Source organism: Cupriavidus campinensis (genome assembly GCF_905397395.1).
Taxonomy (GTDB): Bacteria; Pseudomonadota; Gammaproteobacteria; order Burkholderiales; family Burkholderiaceae; genus Cupriavidus; species Cupriavidus campinensis.
This window is the reverse complement of record NZ_CAJPVH010000002.1, coordinates 156,768-176,294: the sequence shown is the minus strand read 5'-3', so window position 1 is coordinate 176,294 and position 19,527 is coordinate 156,768. Positions and strand designations below refer to the sequence as shown.

General features: G+C 68.4%; 16 protein-coding genes and 3 pseudogenes. 10 read left to right on the top strand and 9 right to left on the bottom strand.

Annotated elements, in window-relative coordinates; all coding sequences use genetic code 11:
- The 7 genes and pseudogenes from KHO18_RS02335 to KHO18_RS02305 all read right to left on the bottom strand — a co-directional run bounded on the left by KHO18_RS02335 (position 1) and on the right by KHO18_RS02305 (position 9,168).
- Positions 1 to 1,284: a glycosyltransferase family 4 protein gene (locus KHO18_RS02335; protein ID WP_144197587.1), complete on the bottom strand. Its 1,284-nt coding sequence runs from the start codon at positions 1,282 to 1,284 to the stop codon at positions 1 to 3.
- Positions 1,266 to 1,787 (bottom strand): annotated as a pseudogene (locus KHO18_RS28360) (glycosyltransferase family 4 protein); the annotation flags it as partial. The gene KHO18_RS02335 and the pseudogene KHO18_RS28360, both read right to left, overlap by 19 nt.
- Positions 1,788 to 2,402: 615 nt before the next feature.
- Positions 2,403 to 3,410: pseudogene (locus KHO18_RS02325) on the bottom strand (glycosyltransferase family A protein); the annotation flags it as partial.
- Positions 3,411 to 3,444: 34 nt separating this feature from the next.
- Positions 3,445 to 4,455 carry a glycosyltransferase gene (locus KHO18_RS02320; protein ID WP_144197586.1) on the bottom strand — a complete coding sequence of 337 codons (1,011 nt, stop codon included), beginning with the start codon at positions 4,453 to 4,455 and terminating at the stop codon, positions 3,445 to 3,447.
- On the bottom strand, positions 4,452 to 6,707 hold the full coding sequence (locus tag KHO18_RS02315; protein WP_211942719.1) for a GNVR domain-containing protein: 2,256 nt from the start codon (positions 6,705 to 6,707) through the stop codon (positions 4,452 to 4,454). Before KHO18_RS02315 ends, KHO18_RS02320 begins: the two co-directional genes overlap by 4 nt.
- A 54-nt stretch (positions 6,708 to 6,761) precedes the next feature.
- Positions 6,762 to 7,358: pseudogene (locus KHO18_RS02310) on the bottom strand (sugar transferase); the annotation flags it as partial.
- Positions 7,359 to 7,659: 301 nt separating this feature from the next.
- Positions 7,660 to 9,168, bottom strand: a complete 1,509-nt coding sequence (locus KHO18_RS02305) for a mannose-1-phosphate guanylyltransferase/mannose-6-phosphate isomerase (RefSeq protein ID WP_144197583.1) — start codon at positions 9,166 to 9,168, stop codon at positions 7,660 to 7,662.
- A 533-nt stretch (positions 9,169 to 9,701) separates the two neighbouring features.
- On the opposite strand from KHO18_RS02305, the gene KHO18_RS02300 reads away from it, so the two are divergent.
- The 8 genes from KHO18_RS02300 (at position 9,702) to KHO18_RS02265 (ending at position 15,734) form a co-directional block, all read left to right on the top strand.
- The gene (locus KHO18_RS02300) at positions 9,702 to 10,769 is read left to right on the top strand and encodes a GlxA family transcriptional regulator (protein WP_186296821.1); all 1,068 of its coding nucleotides are present in this window, start codon (positions 9,702 to 9,704) and stop codon (positions 10,767 to 10,769) included.
- A 21-nt stretch (positions 10,770 to 10,790) separates the two neighbouring features.
- Positions 10,791 to 11,591 (top strand): 2OG-Fe(II) oxygenase, encoded by an 801-nt coding sequence (locus KHO18_RS02295; RefSeq protein ID WP_144197581.1) that lies wholly within the window; start codon positions 10,791 to 10,793, stop codon positions 11,589 to 11,591.
- A 44-nt stretch (positions 11,592 to 11,635) separates the two neighbouring features.
- Positions 11,636 to 12,703, top strand: coding sequence for a dTDP-glucose 4,6-dehydratase (gene rfbB, locus KHO18_RS02290; protein ID WP_144197580.1), 1,068 nt, complete (start codon positions 11,636 to 11,638; stop codon positions 12,701 to 12,703).
- Positions 12,690 to 13,628, top strand: a complete 939-nt coding sequence (gene rfbD / locus KHO18_RS02285) for a dTDP-4-dehydrorhamnose reductase (protein WP_144197579.1) — start codon at positions 12,690 to 12,692, stop codon at positions 13,626 to 13,628. Before rfbB ends, rfbD begins: the two co-directional genes overlap by 14 nt.
- Positions 13,629 to 13,666: 38 nt before the next feature.
- Positions 13,667 to 14,218, top strand: coding sequence for a dTDP-4-dehydrorhamnose 3,5-epimerase (gene rfbC, locus KHO18_RS02280; protein WP_211942718.1), 552 nt, complete (start codon positions 13,667 to 13,669; stop codon positions 14,216 to 14,218).
- A gap of 87 nt (positions 14,219 to 14,305) precedes the next feature.
- Positions 14,306 to 14,794 (top strand): VOC family protein, encoded by a 489-nt coding sequence (locus tag KHO18_RS02275; protein ID WP_144197577.1) that lies wholly within the window; start codon positions 14,306 to 14,308, stop codon positions 14,792 to 14,794.
- Between the two features lie 42 nt (positions 14,795 to 14,836).
- Positions 14,837 to 15,286, top strand: coding sequence for a helix-turn-helix transcriptional regulator (locus KHO18_RS02270; protein ID WP_211942717.1), 450 nt, complete (start codon positions 14,837 to 14,839; stop codon positions 15,284 to 15,286).
- A gap of 37 nt (positions 15,287 to 15,323) precedes the next feature.
- Positions 15,324 to 15,734: a VOC family protein gene (locus tag KHO18_RS02265; protein ID WP_211942716.1), complete on the top strand. Its 411-nt coding sequence runs from the start codon at positions 15,324 to 15,326 to the stop codon at positions 15,732 to 15,734.
- Positions 15,735 to 15,786: 52 nt separating this feature from the next.
- On the opposite strand, the gene KHO18_RS02260 is transcribed toward KHO18_RS02265, so the two are convergent.
- Positions 15,787 to 16,239 (bottom strand): DUF2501 domain-containing protein, encoded by a 453-nt coding sequence (locus KHO18_RS02260; RefSeq protein ID WP_144197574.1) that lies wholly within the window; start codon positions 16,237 to 16,239, stop codon positions 15,787 to 15,789.
- A gap of 96 nt (positions 16,240 to 16,335) precedes the next feature.
- Complete coding sequence (locus KHO18_RS02255) at positions 16,336 to 17,265, bottom strand: LysR family transcriptional regulator (protein WP_144197573.1); 930 nt, start codon at positions 17,263 to 17,265, stop codon at positions 16,336 to 16,338.
- Positions 17,266 to 17,467: 202 nt separating this feature from the next.
- Here KHO18_RS02255 and KHO18_RS02250 point away from each other — a divergent pair, with 202 nt between their 5' ends.
- On the top strand, positions 17,468 to 18,757 hold the full coding sequence (locus KHO18_RS02250; protein ID WP_211942715.1) for an MFS transporter: 1,290 nt from the start codon (positions 17,468 to 17,470) through the stop codon (positions 18,755 to 18,757).
- 20 nt (positions 18,758 to 18,777) lie between these two features.
- Complete coding sequence (locus KHO18_RS02245; RefSeq protein ID WP_144197571.1) at positions 18,778 to 19,527, top strand: creatininase family protein; 750 nt, start codon at positions 18,778 to 18,780, stop codon at positions 19,525 to 19,527.

The following is a 19,527-nucleotide window of genomic DNA, read 5'->3' as shown; positions in this document are numbered from 1 at the left end:
CTATCGGGGGACGACCGCGAGGTCGTCGGTGTGAAGCGATTCCGCCGGCGCCGGGGGGTCCGGCTCGGGCGGCGCGGGGCGCAGCCTGCCGGCCTGCCCGGCCATGGCCTGCCGCACTACGGCCAGGAACTCGCGCCGGAAGCGCTCCGGCGTGAAGCGCAGCGCGTTCTCGCGGCAGACTGCCGGGTCGAACCAGCCGCTGTCCTCGAAGCGGCAAACCGCACGCACGATGTCCTCCACGGTCTGGCGCCGGAAGAACACGCCGGTACGGGTGCCGGCATTGCCGGCGTCGATCACCGTCTCGCTGGCGCCGCCCCGCCCCAGCGCGATTACCGGCGTGCCGCACGCCTGCGCCTCCACGGCCACGATGCCGAAATCCTCCTCGGCGGCGAACACAAAGGCCCGGGCGCGCTGCATATGGTCGATGAGTATCTCGGTCGACTGGTAGCCCAGCATCCGCACGTTGGGCGGCAACATGGCCTGGATGCGCGCGAAGTCCGGCCCATCGCCAATCACCACCAGCCGCTTGTCCGGCATGGCCGCGAAGGCTTCCACGATCAGCGCAACCTTCTTGTACGGCACCAGCCGGGAGGCGGTCAGGTAGAAGTCCTCGCGGCACTGGCCCGGGCCGAAGCGCTCCACATCCACCGGCGGGAATACCACCGTGGCCGGGCAGCCGTAGACCTTGCGGATGCGCCGCGCCACGTAGGCCGAGTTGGCCACCAGCAGGTCCACGCCATGGGCGGTGCGCTGGTCCCAGATCCGCATGTAATGGAGGATGGCCCGCGCCACCCAGCTCTTGAGCCCGCGCGTCAGGCGCGATTCGTCGAGATACTGGTGCTGGAGGTCCCAGGCGTAGCGGATCGGCGAATGGATATAGCTGACGTGCAGCTGCTCCGGCCCGGTGATGACCCCCTTCGCCACGGCATGGCTGGACGAGATCACGAGGTCGTAGTCGGAGAGGTCGAACTGTTCCACCGCCAGCGGCATCAGCGGCAGGTAGTTGCGGAACGACTGGCGGGCGCGCGGCAGGCGCTGGATGAACGATGTCCTGGCGTGCTTGCCTTGCAGCACGTGGCGCTGGGCGTCCGGGAAGAAATCGACCACGCTGAACAGGTCGGCATCGGGCCAGATCTTGAGGATCTGCTCCAGTACGCGCTCGGAGCCGGCGTAGGTGGTCAGCCAGTCGTGCACCACGGCCACCCGGCCGAACTCGCCGGGCAGGGGACTCGGGGTGAGCGTCGGGGTGAGCGTCGGGGAGGGGGTCAGCGCTGGGGCAGCCATGGGGAGATCTCGGTAAGAAGCCGGTCGGCGGTCAGGCGCCAGGAACGCCGCTGGACGTTGGCGAAGCCCTGGGTGCGCAGGCGGTCACGCAGGGCGCTGTCGTGCATCACATGCATCATGGCTTCGCCGCACTCCGCCGCGCTGGTGGGGCGGAAGTAGATTGCCGCGTCGCCGCAGGCCTCGCGCACCGAGGGCAGGTTGGACGCGATGACCGGGCAGCCCAGCGTCATCGCCTCCACCGGCGGCAGCCCGAAGCCCTCGTACAGCGACGGAAACACGAAGCAGGCGGCCTGGCGGAACAGCGCCTTGAGGTCGCCATCCTCGACATAGCCCACCCGCTTCACGAAATCGGGCGACGCCTGCTGCACCGCCTTGAGCATCGGCATGCCGCCGCCGACGATGACCACGTCGTAGTCCGTGGCCTTGAGCAGCTCGATGGCCTCCACCACGAGCCGGAAGTTCTTGTGATGGCTGGCACTGCTGACGGCGAGGATGTATGGCCGTCCAGACAAGTGGAACTTCTCGCGGACGTCCACCTCCTCCGGCAGCCGCAGCATATGGTCGCCGCTCATCGGCAGCACGCCGATCTTGCGGCCCGGGATGTGATACGCCTGGATCAGCTCGCCGCGCGAGAACTCGGACACCGTCAGCACGCGCCGGGCGATGCGGCCAATCCACGGCGCCATCATCCGATACCAGGCCCGGAAGGCGCGCGTGTATGCCTGCGGCACGCGCATCGGGGCGGCGTCGTGCATCACCGTCACCTGATTCCGGTAGAGCAGCGGCCCGGCGTTGCACAGGTTCAGCAGCAGGGTGCCGCGCGCCGCCAGCGGCAGGCAGACCTGCTCCCAGTACTGGCCGTTCCCGCCCGGCACGGTGCGGATGCGCAGATTCGGAAAGCGTTCCGGCTCGACCTGCACCGACGGCGGGATCAGCAGCTCGAACGACAGCCCCGCCACGGCGGGCGCCTGCGTGGCGACCAGTTCGTCGATGCTGCGGATCACCTCGTTCGCAAAGCGGTCCACGCCGGTCGGGCGCCGGCCCAGATAGCGGCCATTGATCGACACGATGGTCGGGTCACCGCCCGCTGGCGCCACCGGCCGCACCGGCGCCCCGCTGCGCGCGAGCGGGTTGGCGATATAGCGGATCGCGCGGTCGCCAACCGCCCTCACCGGCACCAGCGCGAGCGCCGTCAGGCCGGACACCGCCACCTTCTTGCGCAGGCTCCAGTACGGGTTCGCGGTGACGGTGTGGAAGTAGCGGCCGGACTCGCGCAGGAACCAGCGCCAGCGCTGGCCAAGCGGCGCGCCATACAGCGCGGTGGCGAACAGCGCCTTCTCCAGCGCGAAGTCGAGCGGCGCCGCCGGCAGCGTGATGCCGAGCCGCTGGCGCGCAATCTCGCGCAGCAGCACCCAGCGCCGGGTGGACTGCCGCGCGCCCGCCAGCGCGTCTTCCGCGTTGGCCAGCGACAGCCCGCCGTTGTCCTGCCGATGCACCCGGTAGCGGCCAAGCGGCCGGTCGATGGCAAACACGTCGCCGACCAGCGCGATGCCGTAGATCGCATAGAAATCGGCGCCGTGGATGTTGTCGGCGGTCACCGGCACGGGGAAGATGCGGCGCAGCGCGTCCACGCGATAGGCATTGCCAGAGCCCGGCGGCGACGGATAGAGCCAGCCCTGCCGCAGCAGCGCGCCGCAGTCGGCCACGGCGTTCGATTGCGGCACCTGCACGCCGGTCAGCGTGCCGTCGCCGGTCATCACTTCCAGCCGGAACTGCACCTTGCCGTAGTCGCCGGCGGCAAAGGCGGCCAGCACCGCCGCGGCGGCGTCCGGCTCCAGCAGGTCGTCGGCGTCGAGGAAGATCACGTAGGGCGTGGTCACGCGGCGCAGCGCGTGGTTGTAGGCCGAGACCTGCCCGCCGTTGGCCTGGCAGATCGCCTCGATGCGGTCGCCGTAGCCGTCCAGGATCTCGCGCGAGCCGTCCGTCGAGCCATCGTCGATCACCATGACCTTCACCGCCGGCGCGGTCTGGGCCAGCGCCGAGTCAATCGCCCCGCCCAGAAACCGCGCGTAGTTGTAGTTGCAGATGACGATGGTCAGGCTCGCGGGTTCCGGGTGCGACGGCATGGGGGTCTCGGTGGTGGGGGAACGGGGGGCGCTGCTACAGGGAGTAATCGGCATGAAAGCCAAGGCGGTTCGCCTCGCCATCGGCAATGGCACGCTCCAGCAGGCTCAGGCGCGCCGCCGCGCTGCGGCGCTTGCCGTAGAAGCGCAGCAGGATCAGGAACACCAGCCGGTTCAGCCGATAGGTGAACCCGGACGTGGACCAGTAGTGCTTGTCGAACCACGCCTGGTTGCGGCTGCTGTAGTAGGCGCGGAAGTCCGAGCCGCTCAGCAGCAGGCATTCGAAATGGTTCTTCCAGTTGCGCTTGACGTTCCAGGAGCCCTCCAGATCCTCGAGCTGCGCGCCGGTCACCAGCGCGATGCGGCCGCCCCGGGCGGTCAGGCGCCAGGTGTATTCGGTGTCGTCCGCGTAGAGCACCAGATTCGGGTCCGGCAGGCCGAGGTCGGCATAGACGTCCCGGTGGGCCAGAAAGCCGCCGTACGGCGCGAACGGCATCGACACCACGGCGGGCAGCGCGTGCGGGCGCGGCCGGCCCCACGGCGTGCGGCGCCAGATCTTGTAGGGGATGCGGGCGACGTGGAAGCCGAAGTAGCTCGAACGCGGCGGCGAGGCCAGCGCACCCGGCACGCCCATGGCGATGTCGCCCTGATGGTCGGGCCGGAAGCCGAGCACCGCCGCGCGCGCCCGGCCGGTCTCGCGGGTCAGCACATCGAGCTGATGGCAGAGCACGCCCAGCGCGCCCGGGCACGGGGCGTTGTCGTCATCCATCAGCCAGAGGTAGTCGGTATCGCCACGCAGCGCGGTCTCGATGCCGACCGCGTAGCCGTTGGCCGAGCCAGTGTTGGTCGGCAGGTGCACCACGGTGATGCGGCGCCCCCAGCGGGCTTCGAGCAAGCTCAGGTCCGATGCCGAGTTGTTGCTGACCACCACGGCGTGCCGCACGCCTTCGTCGTCGAACGCGCGCCGCAGCAGTTCCGCGCAGTAGTGGAGCCGGTCTCCGTAGGTGACAGTGACCAGTGTGATGCGCTTGTTGTGAGAGAAAGTCATGACGGCTCGCTTGGGGAGGAGCCCGGCGTGGCCGGGCGGAGCGCCTGGGGCTCTGCATTGACGCCGTAGGCATAGCTGTAGCGATGCAGGGTGCCGGTGAAGTCGTTGAAGATCACGCCCTGCACGGCGACGTTGGCCTGGGCCAGCCGGCGCGTGCTCTCGTCGATCTGGTCGACCGTGGTCACGCGGTGGCGCGCCACCATCAGCACGGTGCCGGCCATGCGGCCCAGCACCAGCGCATCCGCCACGGGCAGCAGCGGCGGGCCGTCCAGCACCACCATGTCGTACTGGGCCGACACGCGCTGGATCAGCGCGGCCAGCTCCGGCTGGAGCAGCAGTTCGCTCGGCCCCGCCATGTGCAGGCCGGTGGACAGCAGGTCCAGCCCGTACGAGACATCGCGGCGGACCACATCCTCCAGCCGGTGCGTGCCGGCAACCACCTCGGACAAGCCGGGCCCCCGGTCGACGTGAAAGCGCCGGTGCAGCGCGCCGTTGCGCAGGTCCGCGTCGATCAGCAGCACGCGGCGCTTGGATGCCCCCGCCAGCGTCGCCAGGTTCGCGGCGACGAACGACTTGCCGATGCCGGCGGTGGGCCCGGTGATCAGCACCACGCGGTTGGGCGCCTCGCTCAGGGCGAAGTGCAGCGTGGTGCGGATGGTGCGCAGGCTTTCGATGGCGGCATCGGGCAGCACGGCGCGCTCCGCCGGACTGGCCAGCCGGAGCGGCCAGTTTGGCCGGCCGGGCTTGGCCTCGCTGGTCAGCCGGCTGCGCGGCACCGTGGCGTACACGGGCAGGCCCGTGGCAATCTCGATTTCCTCGCGGTCCTGCACGGCGCCGGCCATGCGGCGCCGGAACGTGGCCAGCACCAGCCCGGCGAACAGGCCGGCCAGCAGCGAGCCGCCCACGGCCACGCCCCGGCGCGGCATGAACGGTGTCTCGGGCGGCGTGGCGGGGTCGATCAGCCGTACGTTCGCCACCTTGCCGGCGCGCACCAGCGCCAGTTGCTGGCGCGCGTTCAGGCGGTTGGTGTACAGCTCGGTGTCCACCTTCATCTTGCGCTGGCGCTGCAACAGCGTCTGCTCGATCAGCGGCAGGTTGCGCGTGCGCGCCTGGTTGAGCGCCAGCGCGGCGGCGCCCTCCTGTAGCTGGGCGTCCAGCGCTCGCACGTAGCGGTGCTCGTCCGTGTAGCGCGTGATCAGCTCCCGGCGCTTCTCCTTCAGGTCGAGCTGGCGGGTCTCCATGGTCACGGCCTGCTCCAGCAGCGTGCGCGCCTCCTCGCTGGTATCGACGGCGCCTTCCTTGGCCCGATAGGCGTTGTAGGCGCTCTCCGATTCCTCCACCTGCTGCTTGAGCTGCGGCAGCTGCTCGTCCAGGAAGCGGATCGACTTGTCCGCCTCCTCGGAGCGCCGCCGCACGTTCTGCTCGACATACTCGGTGCCCACCACGTTCAGGATCTGGCTGGCGCGCACCGGGTCCACGCTATCGAGCGCCACGCCGATGATGCTCGACTGCTTGCCGCGCTCCGAGATCGACAGCGACCGTTGCAGCCACTCCGTGGTGGCGATTTCCGAATAGCGCTTGATCGTGAAGGTGGCGCCGGGCTCCCCGTCGGCGGTCTTCACCAGCAGGTCCACCGGCCCGCGCGCGGTGTCCGCGTGCAGCGGCACGCCGACCTTGCCGCGCAGCGTCAGCAGCGGCTCGCCCCACATCCGGGACAGCGTGAGCACGTAGGACCCGTTCCTCCCCAGCGTCATCACGAAGGTCTTTCCCTGCCAGCCGGCCGGCACGTCGAAGCGCGCCACGTCGATGCGCTCCGCGCCATGCACGTAGCCGCCCGGCAGCGGCTGGGACAGCCCGTCCGTGCGCGCGGCCAGCCACCAGCCGATCACCGGCACGTAGCGCGGCGCGGCATCGATATACAGCTTGAGCGTCTCCACCGCGCGCGACACCACCATGCGCGAGTTCAGCACCTGGATTTCCGAGGTGGTGTCCGGCTTCAGCTCCTGCATCGGCCGCACGTCGCCGGAGGGGGAGCGCGACTCGGAGGCACTCGGCTCCACCTGGATCAACAGGTCCGAGCGGTAAACCGGCCGGGTAAACAGCGCGTAGGCCACGCCCCCGAGCAGGCACAGCGCGGTGGTGCCGGCGATCAGCCAGCGCGAAGCCAGGATCGTCGTGCGGATGTTCATCGAGCGGGCGAAGGGCCGCCCCGGCATGTCATGGCCTGCGTGGATGATCTGAGGCGAATTCATGCCGTTCTCCCGTATCGCCCCCGCCCGCGCGGGCGAGGGTCGTTGTTGTGTGTGTCAATACGCGCCACGGCCATGCAGGACGACGCCTACGGTCTTGAACAGGATCACGATGTCCCCCACGAACGACCAGTTACGCACGTAGGCCACGTCGAGCGAAATGCGCGTGCCGTAGTCGGTCTCGTTGCGGCCGCTGACCTGCCACGGGCCGGTGATGCCGGGCAGCACGCGCAGGTAGTAGGCCGCCGCGTCGCCGTAGCGCTCCAGCTCCTTCTCCACCACGGGGCGCGGGCCGACCAGGCTCATGTCCCCGCGCACCACGTTCCACAGCTGCGGCAGTTCGTCGATGCTGGTGCGGCGGATAAAGCGGCCCAGCCGGGTGATACGCACGTCGTCTCGCAGCTTGAAATCGCGCTCCCACTCGGCCCGCGCCACGGGGTCCGTGGCCAGCAGCTCCTGCAGCACCGCGTCGGCGTTCATCACCATCGAACGGAACTTCAGGCACTTGAACTTGCGGCCGTTGGCGCCGATGCGGGTATGGCCGAACACGCACGGGCCGCCATCCCTCATCACCAGCAGCGCCACGGTGAGCATCAGTGGCGAGAGCAGCAGCAACAGGGTGAGCGCGGCCGCCGCGTCGAAGGCGCGCTTGACGCCCAGCCCCAGCGCGGGCGGCAGCCGCATCGACATGTCCGCCGGGCCATCGAGCGCAGGCGGCACAAAGGTCGCCATGGCGCCGGGCAACTCGCCCGTCCTCCCGGCACTGCCCGCGCCGCCGGGCACGGGGGGCGTCAGGCGGCGGGTGGCGATGCCGGACTCGGTGAACAGCGATTTGAAAGCTTGGAACATGGCGACTCTCCCGTGGCCAGGGTTAACTTGCGATCGATGTCTCCAGGAGGCGCGCGTCGGCCGGCTGGGCGGCCGCGCGGCGACTGTTTTCAGGTGGTCAGGGGGTCTAGGCGCAGCGCCCGTAGGTGTCCTCGATCCGCACGATGTCGTCTTCGCCGAGATAGGCGCCGGACTGCACTTCGATGATCTCGAGCGGCAGCTTTCCGGGGTTCTCGAGCCGGTGCGTGGTGCCGATCGGGATGTAGGTGGATTCGTTTTCGCTGAGCAGGAACTGCTCTTCGCCACGGGTGACGAGCGCGGTGCCGCGCACCACGGTCCAGTGTTCGGCGCGATGGTGGTGCCGTTGCAGCGAGAGCTTGGCGCCCGGCCGGACCACGATGTGCTTCACCTGGAAGCGCTCGCCGGTGTCGAGCGAGTCGTAGCAGCCCCAGGGACGCTGCACCTTGCGGTGGGAGTCCGCCTCGGTGCCCTGCTGGCGCGCGATCCGCTCGACCAGCCCCTTCACGCCCTGCACATGGGAGCGATCCACCACGAGCACGGCGTCGGCGGTCTCCACCACGATCACGTTGGTGGTGCCCACGCAGGCCACCAGCCGGCCCTCGGAATGGGCGTAGCAGGAGGTGGCGCCCTCGAACAGCACGCGGCCCCGCGCGGCGTTGCCTTCGCCATCCTTGTCGATGGCGTCCCACACGGCGTCCCAGGAGCCGAGGTCGGACCAGCCGGCATCCAGCGGCACCACCACGCCCGGCACGCCATCGGCGCGCGCGAGTTGCTCCATCACCGCGTAGTCGATCGAGTCCGAGGGCACTGCCGCGAACGCCGCCGCGTGCGGATGGAACACCGCGCCCTCGCTGCGGCCGGTGGCGAAGGCATCCGCGCAGGCCGCGTGCATGGCCGGCTGCAGCTGTTGCAGCGTGCGCAGCCAGGTGCTGGCGCGCACCACGAAGATGCCGCTGTTCCACCAGTACTCGCCCGAGGCCACGTACTTGGCCGCCAGTTCGGCGGCAGGCTTTTCCACGAAGGCGTCGATCCGGCGCGCGGCATCGTCGAGCGAGGCGCCCAGCCGGATGTAGCCAAACCCGGTATCGGCGCGCGTCGGCGGCACGCCAAGCGTGACCATCGCGCCCTGCTCGGCAAACCCGGCCGCGCGCAGCACGGCCTGCTGGAAGGCGCCGTTGTCGGCAATTACATGGTCGGCCGGCATGGCCACGAGGATGCAGTCCTCGCCCTCGGCGCAGGCAAGCAGCGCGGCCAGGGTCAGGGCCGGGGCGGTGTTGCGCCCGGCCGGCTCCACCACGATGCGCGCTGCCACGCCGGCTTCGGCCAGCTGCTGGGCGGTCATGAAGCGGTGCGCCTCGCCACAGACGATGATCGGGGCCACCTCACCCATCGCACCGCCCCCCTCCACCAGCCCGGCCAGCCGGCGCGCGGTGGTCTGGAGCAGCGTGTCACCGCCAATCACGTCGATCAGTTGCTTGGGGAAGTGCTTGCGCGAGAGGGGCCAGAGCCGCGTGCCCGAGCCGCCGGCGAGCACCACTGCGGCCAGCCGCAAGCGCACGGCGGGCGCTGCTACCGCGAGGTCCGTCGTGGATTCCATCGTGTCCGTGGTACGCATGTCTGCTCCTGTCCGGGTCGCTGCAACGGGCGAAATGCCTTTTGTTGCAGCGAAGCATAGATGCCCGAAAAAGCAGATCTGACCGCGCGGCGGAAAATGCAGAATCTTTGTCCGAATAATCAAGGTGTAACGCTTTTGAAAGTAATTAAGCCTCCACTTTGATCAGGCGAAACGCCGGCTGAATATCGAAAGGATGAATCAGCACGGCATATTTACAAAATCCCGCACCAATATGCGGCGGCGCATGTATTTAGTTCATCGCAATGCCCAAAGCCTGTGCGCACAAGGGATTGCGGCGGATCGGCGACAAGTCTCTGTGCGTTTCCGCGCATTTGAATGAAAATAATGATTCACTTCGGAAACATCGGATGGCGGTGGCGTCGCTTATTCTCCTTTATGCGACGGCGTACAAGTCATGTTCCGCCAATATCGCGTCTTTATCGGCCAGCCGGATTTTGCGGGCAGGCGATATTCGTTATGATGCAACGCAGCAGATGCGATTTTCTTATTCGACATCAGGGGAGCAGCGGCCAATGGATTACCTAGTCGATACGCCAGCGCCGATGCGCACCATCGGCCCGATCCCGATGACCGGCCAGCGCGAGATCCGGCGCATCGGCCTGATGTTGTTCGATGGCTGCTCCCTGCTGACCGCCGGCATCATTGCCGAGGCATTCCGCATGGCGAATGAAATCGCCCTGCAGCGCACCGGCCGGCCCGCCTACCAGTTGTCCCTGCTGTCCCACCGGGGCGGCATCGTTGCCTGCTCCTCCTCCGTGCGGATCTGGACGCAGGGGCTGGACGTGCTGGGCCAACGTGGCTTCAACGCCATCTTCATTGGCTGCAGCGAGCGCGAGCCGTCTGGCGAGCGCGACGCCCGCCTGATGAACGCCATGATCGAGGTCAGCGCCTCGGTCCTGGAGCGCAGCCCCGGAAGCCACCCTCGCGGCCAGCGCACCCCGCCGCCCGCCCAGCCCCGCGTATCACGCGCCATTCCCCAGAAGATTGTCGAAGTGGACGAGATGACGGGCATCAGCCACGTCACCTCGTCCGTGTTCTGGTGCCGCGATGGCGCCGTCTCCGCGCCGGACGTGATGCCCTCGGCCGCCGACATGGCGCTGGCGCAGATCGAGTTCGACCTCGGTTGCGCGATGGCAACCGAAGTGGCCCGCCGCCTGGCTCCGCAGCGCGACACCCCGCTGGCCCGCCAGGACCCGCCCGAACCCGACGACGGCCCCGACATCGCCGCCTCCTCCGAAGCCCTGGAGAAAGTGCGCGCCTCCGCCCGCTGGATCACCGCGCACTACGCGGAAGAGATCTCCGTGGCCGACGCCGCCCGCATCGCCGCCATGAGCGAGCGCAACTACCTGCGCCGCTTCAAGTGCGCGCTGGGCATGACCCCGTCCGAATACCTGATCCGTGCCCGGCTGGAGATGATCTGCCGGCTGCTCAAGGAAACCGACCTCCCGGTGGACAAGATCGCCCGCCGCTGCGGCATGGGCAATGGCGACCGCCTTGCCAAGATCTTCCGCAAACGCTTCGAGCTGTCCCCCACCGCCTACCGCAATCTCGACAAGACCGCGCTGCCAGACGCAGCCTAGCTACAGGAGGAGGCAAGAGTCATGCACCAAGATCTGCTGGATGTTGCCAAGCTGGACTGGATGTCGCGCGAGCTTTCGGAGTCCTACAGTGGCGCCGCGCCGTTTCCGCATGTCTGTATCGACAATTTCCTGGACGACGGCCTCTACCGCGAGGCCAGCGCCGCATTCCCCAGCGCCGACGAGAAAGTCTGGTTCACCTTCCGCTCCGCCGCCGAGAACCTGAAGCTCCAGATCCAGGACTTCTACGCCATTCCGCCTGCGCTGCGCGCCCTGATTGTCGAGTTCAACAGTCCCGGCTTCATCCGCTTCCTGGAGCAGCTGTCGGGCATCCAGGGGCTGGTGCCGGACCCCCACCTGCACGGCGGCGGGCTGCACCAGACGCTGCCGGGCGGCCGCCTGGGGCTCCATATCGACTACAACTACCACCTCGAATGGAAGCTGGACCGGCGCCTTAACGTGCTGCTGTACCTGAATGACGAATGGGACGACAACTGGGCCGGCCATCTCCAGCTCTGGGACGAGGAAGTCCAGCACTGCGTGCAGAACATCTCGCCCATCGGCAACCGGCTGGTGGTCTTCAGCACCAACGAGTGCTCCTGGCACGGCCATCCGGTGCCGCTGGCCTGCCCGCCCGGCGTCACGCGCCGCTCGATCGCGCTCTATTACTACACCAACGGGCGCCCGGACCAGGCCTCCGAGGAACACACCACGCGCTTCCGCGCCCGGCCCGGCGAGCGCTTCACCATCACCGCGCGAGACATCCTGCATGGCATGACGCCCCCGTACGCCAAGGCGCTGGCCAAGCGGATCGTCGGGCGATAGCGCTAGTCCACAGGTAACAGGCACCAGGCACCAGGCAAACTACGATGGCAACCCTTCTCGTCACCGGCGGCGCCGGCTTCATCGGCAGCAACTTCGTGCTCGACTGGCTGCGGCGGCACCACGGCGACCGCATCGTCAATGTGGACAAGCTGACCTACGCCGGCAACCGCCGCAGCCTGGCCGCCGTGGAAGGACAACCACGCCACGTCTTCTCCCAGACCGATATCTGCGACCGGGCCGCGCTGGACGCGCTGCTGGCCACCCACCGCCCCCAGGCCGTGGTGCACTTCGCGGCGGAGAGCCACGTGGACCGCTCCATCGCCGATCCGGGCGCCTTTATCCAGACCAATGTGGTCGGTACCTTCACGCTGCTGGAAGCCGCCCGGGCCTATTGGGGGCGCCTGAATGCGGCCGATGCGGACCACTTCCGCTTCCTGCACGTCTCCACCGACGAGGTATTCGGCTCGCTGGGCGCCGACGACCCGCCGTTCTCGGAGTCCACGCCCTACCAGCCCAACAGCCCTTACTCGGCCTCCAAGGCGGCGTCGGACCACCTCGTCCGGTCCTACCACCACACCTACGGGCTGCCGGTGCTAACCACCCACTGCTCGAACAACTACGGCCCCTACCACTTCCCCGAGAAGCTGATCCCGCTGATGATCACCCGCGCGCTGGCCGGCAAGCCATTGCCGGTCTATGGCGACGGCCTCAACGTGCGCGACTGGCTCTACGTGGGCGATCACTGCACGGCCATCCGCACGGTGCTGGCGCGCGGCAGGGTTGGCGAGACCTACAACATCGGCGGCTGGAACGAGAAGTCGAACCTGGACGTGGTGCACACGCTGTGCGACCTGCTCGACGCCCTGCGCCCGAAGGCGAGCGGCTCCTACCGCCAGCAGATCACCTTCGTCACCGACCGCCCCGGCCACGACCGCCGCTACGCCATCGACGCCCGCAAGCTGGAGCGTGAACTGGGCTGGCGGCCCGCCGAAACCTTCGAGACCGGCCTGCGCAAGACCGTGCAGTGGTATCTGGACAACCCCGGCTGGGTCAAGGACGTGACCTCGGGCGAGTACCGCAACTGGATGGCGAGGCAGTATGCCGCCGCATGACACCCCCAGGGACCGCGAGATCCCCACCCTGCTGGTCACCGGCAGCAACGGCCAGGTCGGCTTCGAGCTGCGCCGCAGCCTGGCGCCGCTGGGCCGCGTGGTGGCGCTGGACCGCGCCGGCTGCGACCTGTCGGACCTCGACCAACTCCGGCGCGTGGTGCGCGAAGTCCGCCCGGACGTGATCCTCAACGCTGCCGCCTACACCGCCGTGGACCGGGCGGAGGCGGAGGCCGAGCGCGACACCGCCTTCCGGATCAACGGCGAGGCCGTGGGCGTGCTGGCGGAAGAGGCCCGCGCGCACGGCAGCCTGCTGGTGCACTACTCCACCGACTATGTGTTCGATGGGGCAAAAACCGGTGCTTACTATATAGAGAGCGACCCGACCGGCCCGCTGTCGGTCTATGGCCGGAGCAAGCTCGCCGGCGAGCAGGCCATCGCCGCCGTGGACGCGCCGGCGCTGATCCTGCGCACGTGCTGGGTGGCCGGCGCGCACGGCGCCAATTTCGCCCGCACCATGCTGCGGCTCGGCGCCGAGCGCGACAGCCTGCGCGTGGTGGCGGACCAGTTCGGCGCGCCGACCACCGCAGCACTCATCGCCGATGTCACCGCGCAGATCGTGGCCCGCTACTGGCTGGCCGGCAACCGCGCGGCGTTCCCGGCCGGCCTCTACCATCTGGCCGCCGCCGGCGAAACCAGCTGGCACGGCTATGCCACCGAGGTGATCCGCTACGCCGCCGCGCATGGCTTCCCACTGAAGACGGACCCGGCGCGCATCGCCCCCATTCCCGCCACCGACTATCCGCTGCCGGCGCCGCGCCCGGCAAGTTCGCGCCTTGACACCAGCAAGCTGCGCCGCACGTTCGGCATCCACCTGCCGGACTGGCAGCAGGGGCTGCACCTGCTGCTGGACCAGTTGCGCCCGTAAGCCCGTAAGCCCGTAAGCCCGTAAGCCTGGAGCCTCCCATGACCATGAACGTGACTCGAACCGCCATTCCCGATGTGCTGGTCATCGAACCCAAGGTGTTCGGCGACGATCGGGGCTTCTTCTACGAAAGCTTCAACGGCCCCGAGTTCGAGGCCCTGACCGGGGTGAAGACCAGCTTCGTCCAGGACAACCATTCGCGCTCGGCACGCAATGTCCTGCGCGGCCTCCACTATCAGGTGCGCCATCCGCAGGGCAAGCTGGTGCGTGTGGTGATGGGGGAGGTATTCGACGTGGCGGTGGACCTGCGCAGCAGTTCGCCCACCTTCGGCAAGTGGGTGGGCGTGACGCTCTCGGCCACCAACAAGCGCCAGCTCTGGGTGCCCGAAGGCTTCGCCCACGGCTTCGTGGTCACCTCGGACTATGCCGAGTTCCTCTACAAGACCACGGACACCTGGCACCCCGAACACGAGCGCTCCCTGCTGTGGCGCGACAGCACGCTCCACATCGACTGGCCACTCCAGGGTGAACCGCTGCTCGCGGCCAAGGACGCCGGGGCCAAGACGCTGCGGGAGGCGGAGGTGTTTGCCTAGGCGGATGCGGTCATACAATGGAGCGAGGCCAACTTCGCCCGTCCTGCGGCGCGACCCGAAGTGTTGGTCCAACTTCAGGAGACACGCATGAGTAGCAAGAACACCATTTGCCTGTGGTACAACCGCGACGCGCTCGATGCCGCCAATTTCTATGCCAAGACCTTCCCCGACAGCGCGGTTGGGGCGGTCCACCGCTCGCCGGGCGACTATCCGGACGGCAAGGAGGGCGATGTCCTCACCGTCGAGTTCACCGTCGCCGGCATTCCCTGCGTGGGCCTGAACGGCGGCCCGCACTTCCAGCACAACGAGTCCTTCTCGTTCCAGATTTCCACGGAAGACCAGGCCGAAACCGACCGCCTGTGGAACGCCATCGTCGGCAACGGCGGGCAGGAGAGCGCCTGCGGCTGGTGCAAGGACAAATGGGGGCTGTCGTGGCAGATCTCGCCGCGCGTGCTGGTCGAGGCCGTTACCAGCCAGGACAAGGCGCTGGCCAAACGCGCGTTTAACGCGATGCTGACGATGAAGAAGATCGACATCGCCAGGATCGAGGCGGCCATCCGCGGGGACGGCCAGTGATGGTGGGTTGAACCTGCCCGGCGGGCATGGCAGCATGGCCGGATGCCCGCCGCCGCCCATATCGCCGCCGACACCACCCTCCGCGACCTCGCCCGCCTGCGCCGCGTGCGCGACCGCATCGACCGCGAGTATGCCCAGCCGCTGGACGTCGAGGCGCTGGCCCGGGGTGTCCACATGTCCGCGGGCCACCTCAGCCGCCAGTTCCGGCTGGCCTATGGCGAATCCGTCTATGCCTACCTGATGACGCGGCGCATCGAGCGCGCGATGGCCCTGCTGCGCCGGGGCGACCTGAGCGTCACCGAGGTCTGCTTCGAGGTGGGATGTTCGTCGCTGGGCACCTTCAGCACCCGTTTCACCGAGCTGGTCGGGGTCTCGCCGAGCCGCTACCGGCGCGAGGCCGCCGGCGAGACCGAGGGCATGCCGCCCTGCGTCGCCCGGCAGGTCACGCGACCGATCAGGAATCGAGAAGCGCCGGGAAAGGGGACGGCCTAGACTGCCTGGACCTCAACACGGAACCGGAACCCCCCTCATGAACCTCAGCATTCACTCGGCCTTCCTGCCCCACACCGACCCGGAAACCTCGCTGGCCTTCTACCGGGACGCGCTCGACTTCGAAATCCGCAAAGACGTCGCCTTCGGCGGCAACCGCTGGGTCACGGTCGGCCCCAAGGGCAAACCCGAGACGTCGATCGTCCTGTATCCGCCCAACGCCACGCCCGGCGTGACCGACGACGAACGCCGCACCATCGCCGAAATGATGGCCAAGGGCACCTACGCCATGCTGCTGCTGGGCGCGACCGACCTCGACGCCGCCTTCCAGCGCCTGCAGGACTGGGACGCCGAGATCGTGCAGGAGCCGACCGACCAGCCCTACGGCGTGCGCGACCTGGGCGTGCGCGACCCGGCCGGCAACATGCTCCGCATCCAGCAGCTCAAGTAGGTCAGGTGCGTCAAGTGAGTCAGGTGAGACCGGGCGGGCGACACCGCCCGCCTCACAGCATCGACTTGCCCTGCGCGAGGATCTTGTCGCAGACCTGCTTGGTGACTTCGGCCTTGATGCCGGCGGTATTGCTCAGGTCGAGTTGGCGGCCGTTGCTGGTGGAGAGCACGCCGCGCGAGCCGTCGCTGTAGCCGGCGTCCTTGCTGCCGCCTGGCACGGAGCCCAGCAGCTTGTCCTTCACCGCCGAGGTTGCCGAGTCGGCGTTGAGGTAGTTGTTCTTCATGCAGTATTCGATCACCCCGGCGGCATTGCCGGCGCTGCCGGCGCTGAGCGACGACATCGACAGCCCGCTGATGCCACCGAGTCCCCCGCTGGGGGCCGACTTCATCAAGTCGCCGAGCTGCGCGTGGGCCACGCCCGAGAAGGCAGAGAGCGCGACGCCGCACGCGGGAAGGGTCAGCCACGCGGCACGGCGCAGCGTGGCGGGGACGGAAATTTTGGCCATGCGAGACTCCTTGTCCGGCCATGCCGGGAACGGTCTCACCACTATATGCCGGCGTCCGTCGGATCCGATCTGAACGTTTTTGAGATCGCGCGTGGCTTATGCATCACGCACGGCATGCCCCCGGAACATCGACATCCCCTCCGTGATCTGCGCCAGCAGCGCCAGCGCCGCGCCCGGCAGGGGCCGCCCCGCCTTGACCAGCACCCGGGCCTGCGTGTTCCGGAACAGCGGATGGTCGATCGGCACCACGGCCAGTTGCCCGGCAGCGATCTCGCGGTAGGCCGCGAACTCGCCGATCAGCGTCATGAAGTTCTCGTACGCCACGATCTGCTTGAGCGCCGGCAGCGAGTTGGTGGTCAGCGTGGCGTGGATGGTGATGTTCTCGGCAAACTCCAGCATCTTGGCCGCATGGCCGATGCCGAACGACGGCGGCATCAGCGCCAGCGGGTAATCCTGCATGTCCGCGATGCTCGCCGGGCCGCCGCGCAGCGCCAGCGGATGGTCACGCCGCACCAGCAGCACCACCGGCTGGGCCACGCTGGCGCGGTAGGCCACGCGCGGGTGCGGCGGCGGGTTGTAGGCCAGGCCGATATGGGCGCGGCTCTCGGCCACCTCGTTCAGCACGTCGTCCACGGGCAGGCTGACCATGTGGATGTCGAGCTTCGGATAGCGCGCGCAGAACGGCGCCAGCACCTCGTTGACCAGCGCATCGGCAAACCCCTCGCTGATGACCAGCCGCACCTCGCCCTGCTGAAGCCCCTGCAAGGCGTGGAGTTGATCTTCCAGCTTCTCCTGGTGGGAGCGATAGCCGCGCCAGAACTCGAGCAGATGCGCGGCCGCCTCGGTCGGCCGCAGCCCGCGCGGCTGGCGCTCGAACAGCGTCGACCCCAGTTCGTCCTCCAGTAGCCGGATCTGCCGGGTGATGACCGACGGTGACGTGTTGAGGTGCTCCGCCGCGCCCCGGATGGTGCCGTGCGCCATCACCTCCCGAAAGTACCGCAACCGCTGCTGATTGATCTCGCGCATCTCGCCGCCTTCCCTGCGTTGCCTTCGCTACGTTGCCTTCGCTACGTTGCCTTCGCTACGTTGCCTTCGCTACGTTGCCTGAGGGGCAACGATACGTGAACTTTGTTGCTGTTGGTAGGTGGGCGCGCCGCTGCCAATATCGAGTGACCCCACGCAGGGCATCCCTCACAGGCATCCCTAGAGAACAGACTGGAGACCGGCAATGCTAGCAATCCCCCAGGAAAGTGCAGTCGACGACACGTCCGCGCTGTACAACAAGATCAACTGGCGATTGCTGCCCTTTCTGCTGATCTGCTACCTGTTCGCCTACCTGGACCGCGTGAACATCGGCTTCGCCAAGCTCCAGATGCAGAGCGACCTGGGGTTCTCGGACGCGGCCTACGGCGTGGGCGCCGGCATCTTCTTCATCGGCTACGTGCTGTTCGAGATCCCGAGCAACCTGATGCTGCCGCGCATTGGCGCGCGCAAGACCTTCAGCCGCATCCTGGTGCTGTGGGGCATTACCTCGGCCTGCATGCTGTTCGTGCGCGATGTGCCGACGTTCTACGCCATGCGCTTCCTGCTCGGCATCTTCGAAGCGGGCTTCGCGCCGGGCATGATCTATTACCTGTCGTGCTGGTACGGGCCGCAGCGCATGGCGCGCGCCATCGCCATCGTCTTCCTGGCCGGGCCGATTGGCGGCATTCTGGGCGCGCCGGCCTCGGCCTGGCTGATGACCTCGCTCGCTGGCGCCGGCAACCTCGCCGGCTGGCAGTGGATGTTCCTGGTGGAGGGCCTGCCCTGCGTGCTGCTGGGCCTGCTGGCGCTGAAGCTGGTGCCGAACAAGCCGTCGGAGGCCACCTGGCTGACCGATCAGGAGCGCCGCATCCTGGAGGCCGACCTCGGCCACGCCGGCGCCGCCCACAGCCACTCGTTCCGGGCCGTGGCGCGCGACAGGCGCATCTACGTGCTGGCCTTCGCCTACTTCTGCATCATCGCGGCGATCTACGCCATCAGCTTCTGGCTGCCCACCCTGATCAAGGCGCAGGGCGTGACGGACACCGTGCAGCTCGGCTGGTACGCGGCGGTGCCCTATATCGGCGCGGCGTTCGGGATGTACTACATGGGCCGGCGCTCGGACCGCAAGAACGAGCGGCGCTTTCACTGCGGCGTGCCCGCGCTGGCTGGCGGCGTGCTGCTCGCCGCCTCCACGCTGGCGGACGGCCACCTGTTCCTGACGCTGGCGCTGCTGACGCTGGGCACCACGGCGCTGTGGATGACCTACACGGTCTTCTGGGCGATTCCGCCCGCCTATATCAAGGGGCCGGCAGCGGCGGGCGGCATCGCGCTGATCAACACCATCGGGCTGTCCGGCGGCTTCTGGGGCCCGGCCATCATCGGCTGGGCCAAGACCGCCACCGGCAGCCTGCACCTTGGCGTGCTGGTCATGGCTTGCCTGCCTGTCCTTGCCGCCCTGATCGTCATCACCAACAAGCTGCCGGCCAACCGGTAGCCACCCATAAGAGGATTCCCATGCAACTGCACATGTCCACCTGGGCCGAAATCGAATCGTTCCTCCAGCGCAGCCGCACCATCGTCGTGCCGATTGGCTCCAACGAGCAGCACGGCCCGACCGGCCTGCTGGGCACCGACTGGCTGTGCCCCGAGATCATCGCGCGGGAGGCGGAGAAATCGGCCGACATCCTGATCGCCCCGACCTTCAATATCGGCATGGCCCAGCACCACCTTGCCTTTGCCGGGACGATCTCGCTGCGCCCGTCCACATTCATCGCCGCCATCGGCGACTGGGTACGCTCCCTCGCCCTGCACGGCTTCGAGAAGATCCTGTTCCTGAACGGGCACGGCGGGAATGTGGCCTCGATCGAGGCGGCGTTCTCGGAGCTGTACGCGGAAGCCAGCTTCGCGCGGCGCCCGGCCGGCTTCGCGCTGAAGCTCGCCAACTGGTGGGACCTGGAAGGCGTGGGCGAACTGGCGCGCGACCAGTTCCCGACCGGGCACGGCGCGCACGCCACGCCCTCCGAGATCGCCATCACGCAATGGGCCTTCCCGGAGTCGGTGAAGACGGCCGACTATGCGCCGCCCATCGCCCCGTCTGGCCCGATCCGCGATGCGCTGGACTTCCGCGCCCGCTTCCCGGACGGCCGGCTGGGCTCCAACCCGGGGCTGGCCACGCGCGAGCGGGGCCGCGCGCTGGTCGAGCTCGCGGCGCAGAGCCTGGCGCGCGAGCTGGCGGCGTTCAGCCAGGAACAGCCGCCAGCCTGA

Coding starts and splice junctions, on each gene's coding strand:
- KHO18_RS02335 (WP_144197587.1), bottom strand. CDS start 1,284: ATGGCTGCCCCAGCGCTGACCCCCTCCCCGACGCTCACCCCGACGCTC.
- KHO18_RS02320 (WP_144197586.1), bottom strand. CDS start 4,455: ATGACTTTCTCTCACAACAAGCGCATCACACTGGTCACTGTCACCTAC.
- KHO18_RS02315 (WP_211942719.1), bottom strand. CDS start 6,707: ATGAATTCGCCTCAGATCATCCACGCAGGCCATGACATGCCGGGGCGG.
- KHO18_RS02305 (WP_144197583.1), bottom strand. CDS start 9,168: ATGCGTACCACGGACACGATGGAATCCACGACGGACCTCGCGGTAGCA.
- KHO18_RS02300 (WP_186296821.1), top strand. CDS start 9,702: ATGGATTACCTAGTCGATACGCCAGCGCCGATGCGCACCATCGGCCCG.
- KHO18_RS02295 (WP_144197581.1), top strand. CDS start 10,791: ATGCACCAAGATCTGCTGGATGTTGCCAAGCTGGACTGGATGTCGCGC.
- rfbB (WP_144197580.1), top strand. CDS start 11,636: ATGGCAACCCTTCTCGTCACCGGCGGCGCCGGCTTCATCGGCAGCAAC.
- rfbD (WP_144197579.1), top strand. CDS start 12,690: ATGCCGCCGCATGACACCCCCAGGGACCGCGAGATCCCCACCCTGCTG.
- rfbC (WP_211942718.1), top strand. CDS start 13,667: ATGACCATGAACGTGACTCGAACCGCCATTCCCGATGTGCTGGTCATC.
- KHO18_RS02275 (WP_144197577.1), top strand. CDS start 14,306: ATGAGTAGCAAGAACACCATTTGCCTGTGGTACAACCGCGACGCGCTC.
- KHO18_RS02270 (WP_211942717.1), top strand. CDS start 14,837: ATGCCCGCCGCCGCCCATATCGCCGCCGACACCACCCTCCGCGACCTC.
- KHO18_RS02265 (WP_211942716.1), top strand. CDS start 15,324: ATGAACCTCAGCATTCACTCGGCCTTCCTGCCCCACACCGACCCGGAA.
- KHO18_RS02260 (WP_144197574.1), bottom strand. CDS start 16,239: ATGGCCAAAATTTCCGTCCCCGCCACGCTGCGCCGTGCCGCGTGGCTG.
- KHO18_RS02255 (WP_144197573.1), bottom strand. CDS start 17,265: ATGCGCGAGATCAATCAGCAGCGGTTGCGGTACTTTCGGGAGGTGATG.
- KHO18_RS02250 (WP_211942715.1), top strand. CDS start 17,468: ATGCTAGCAATCCCCCAGGAAAGTGCAGTCGACGACACGTCCGCGCTG.
- KHO18_RS02245 (WP_144197571.1), top strand. CDS start 18,778: ATGCAACTGCACATGTCCACCTGGGCCGAAATCGAATCGTTCCTCCAG.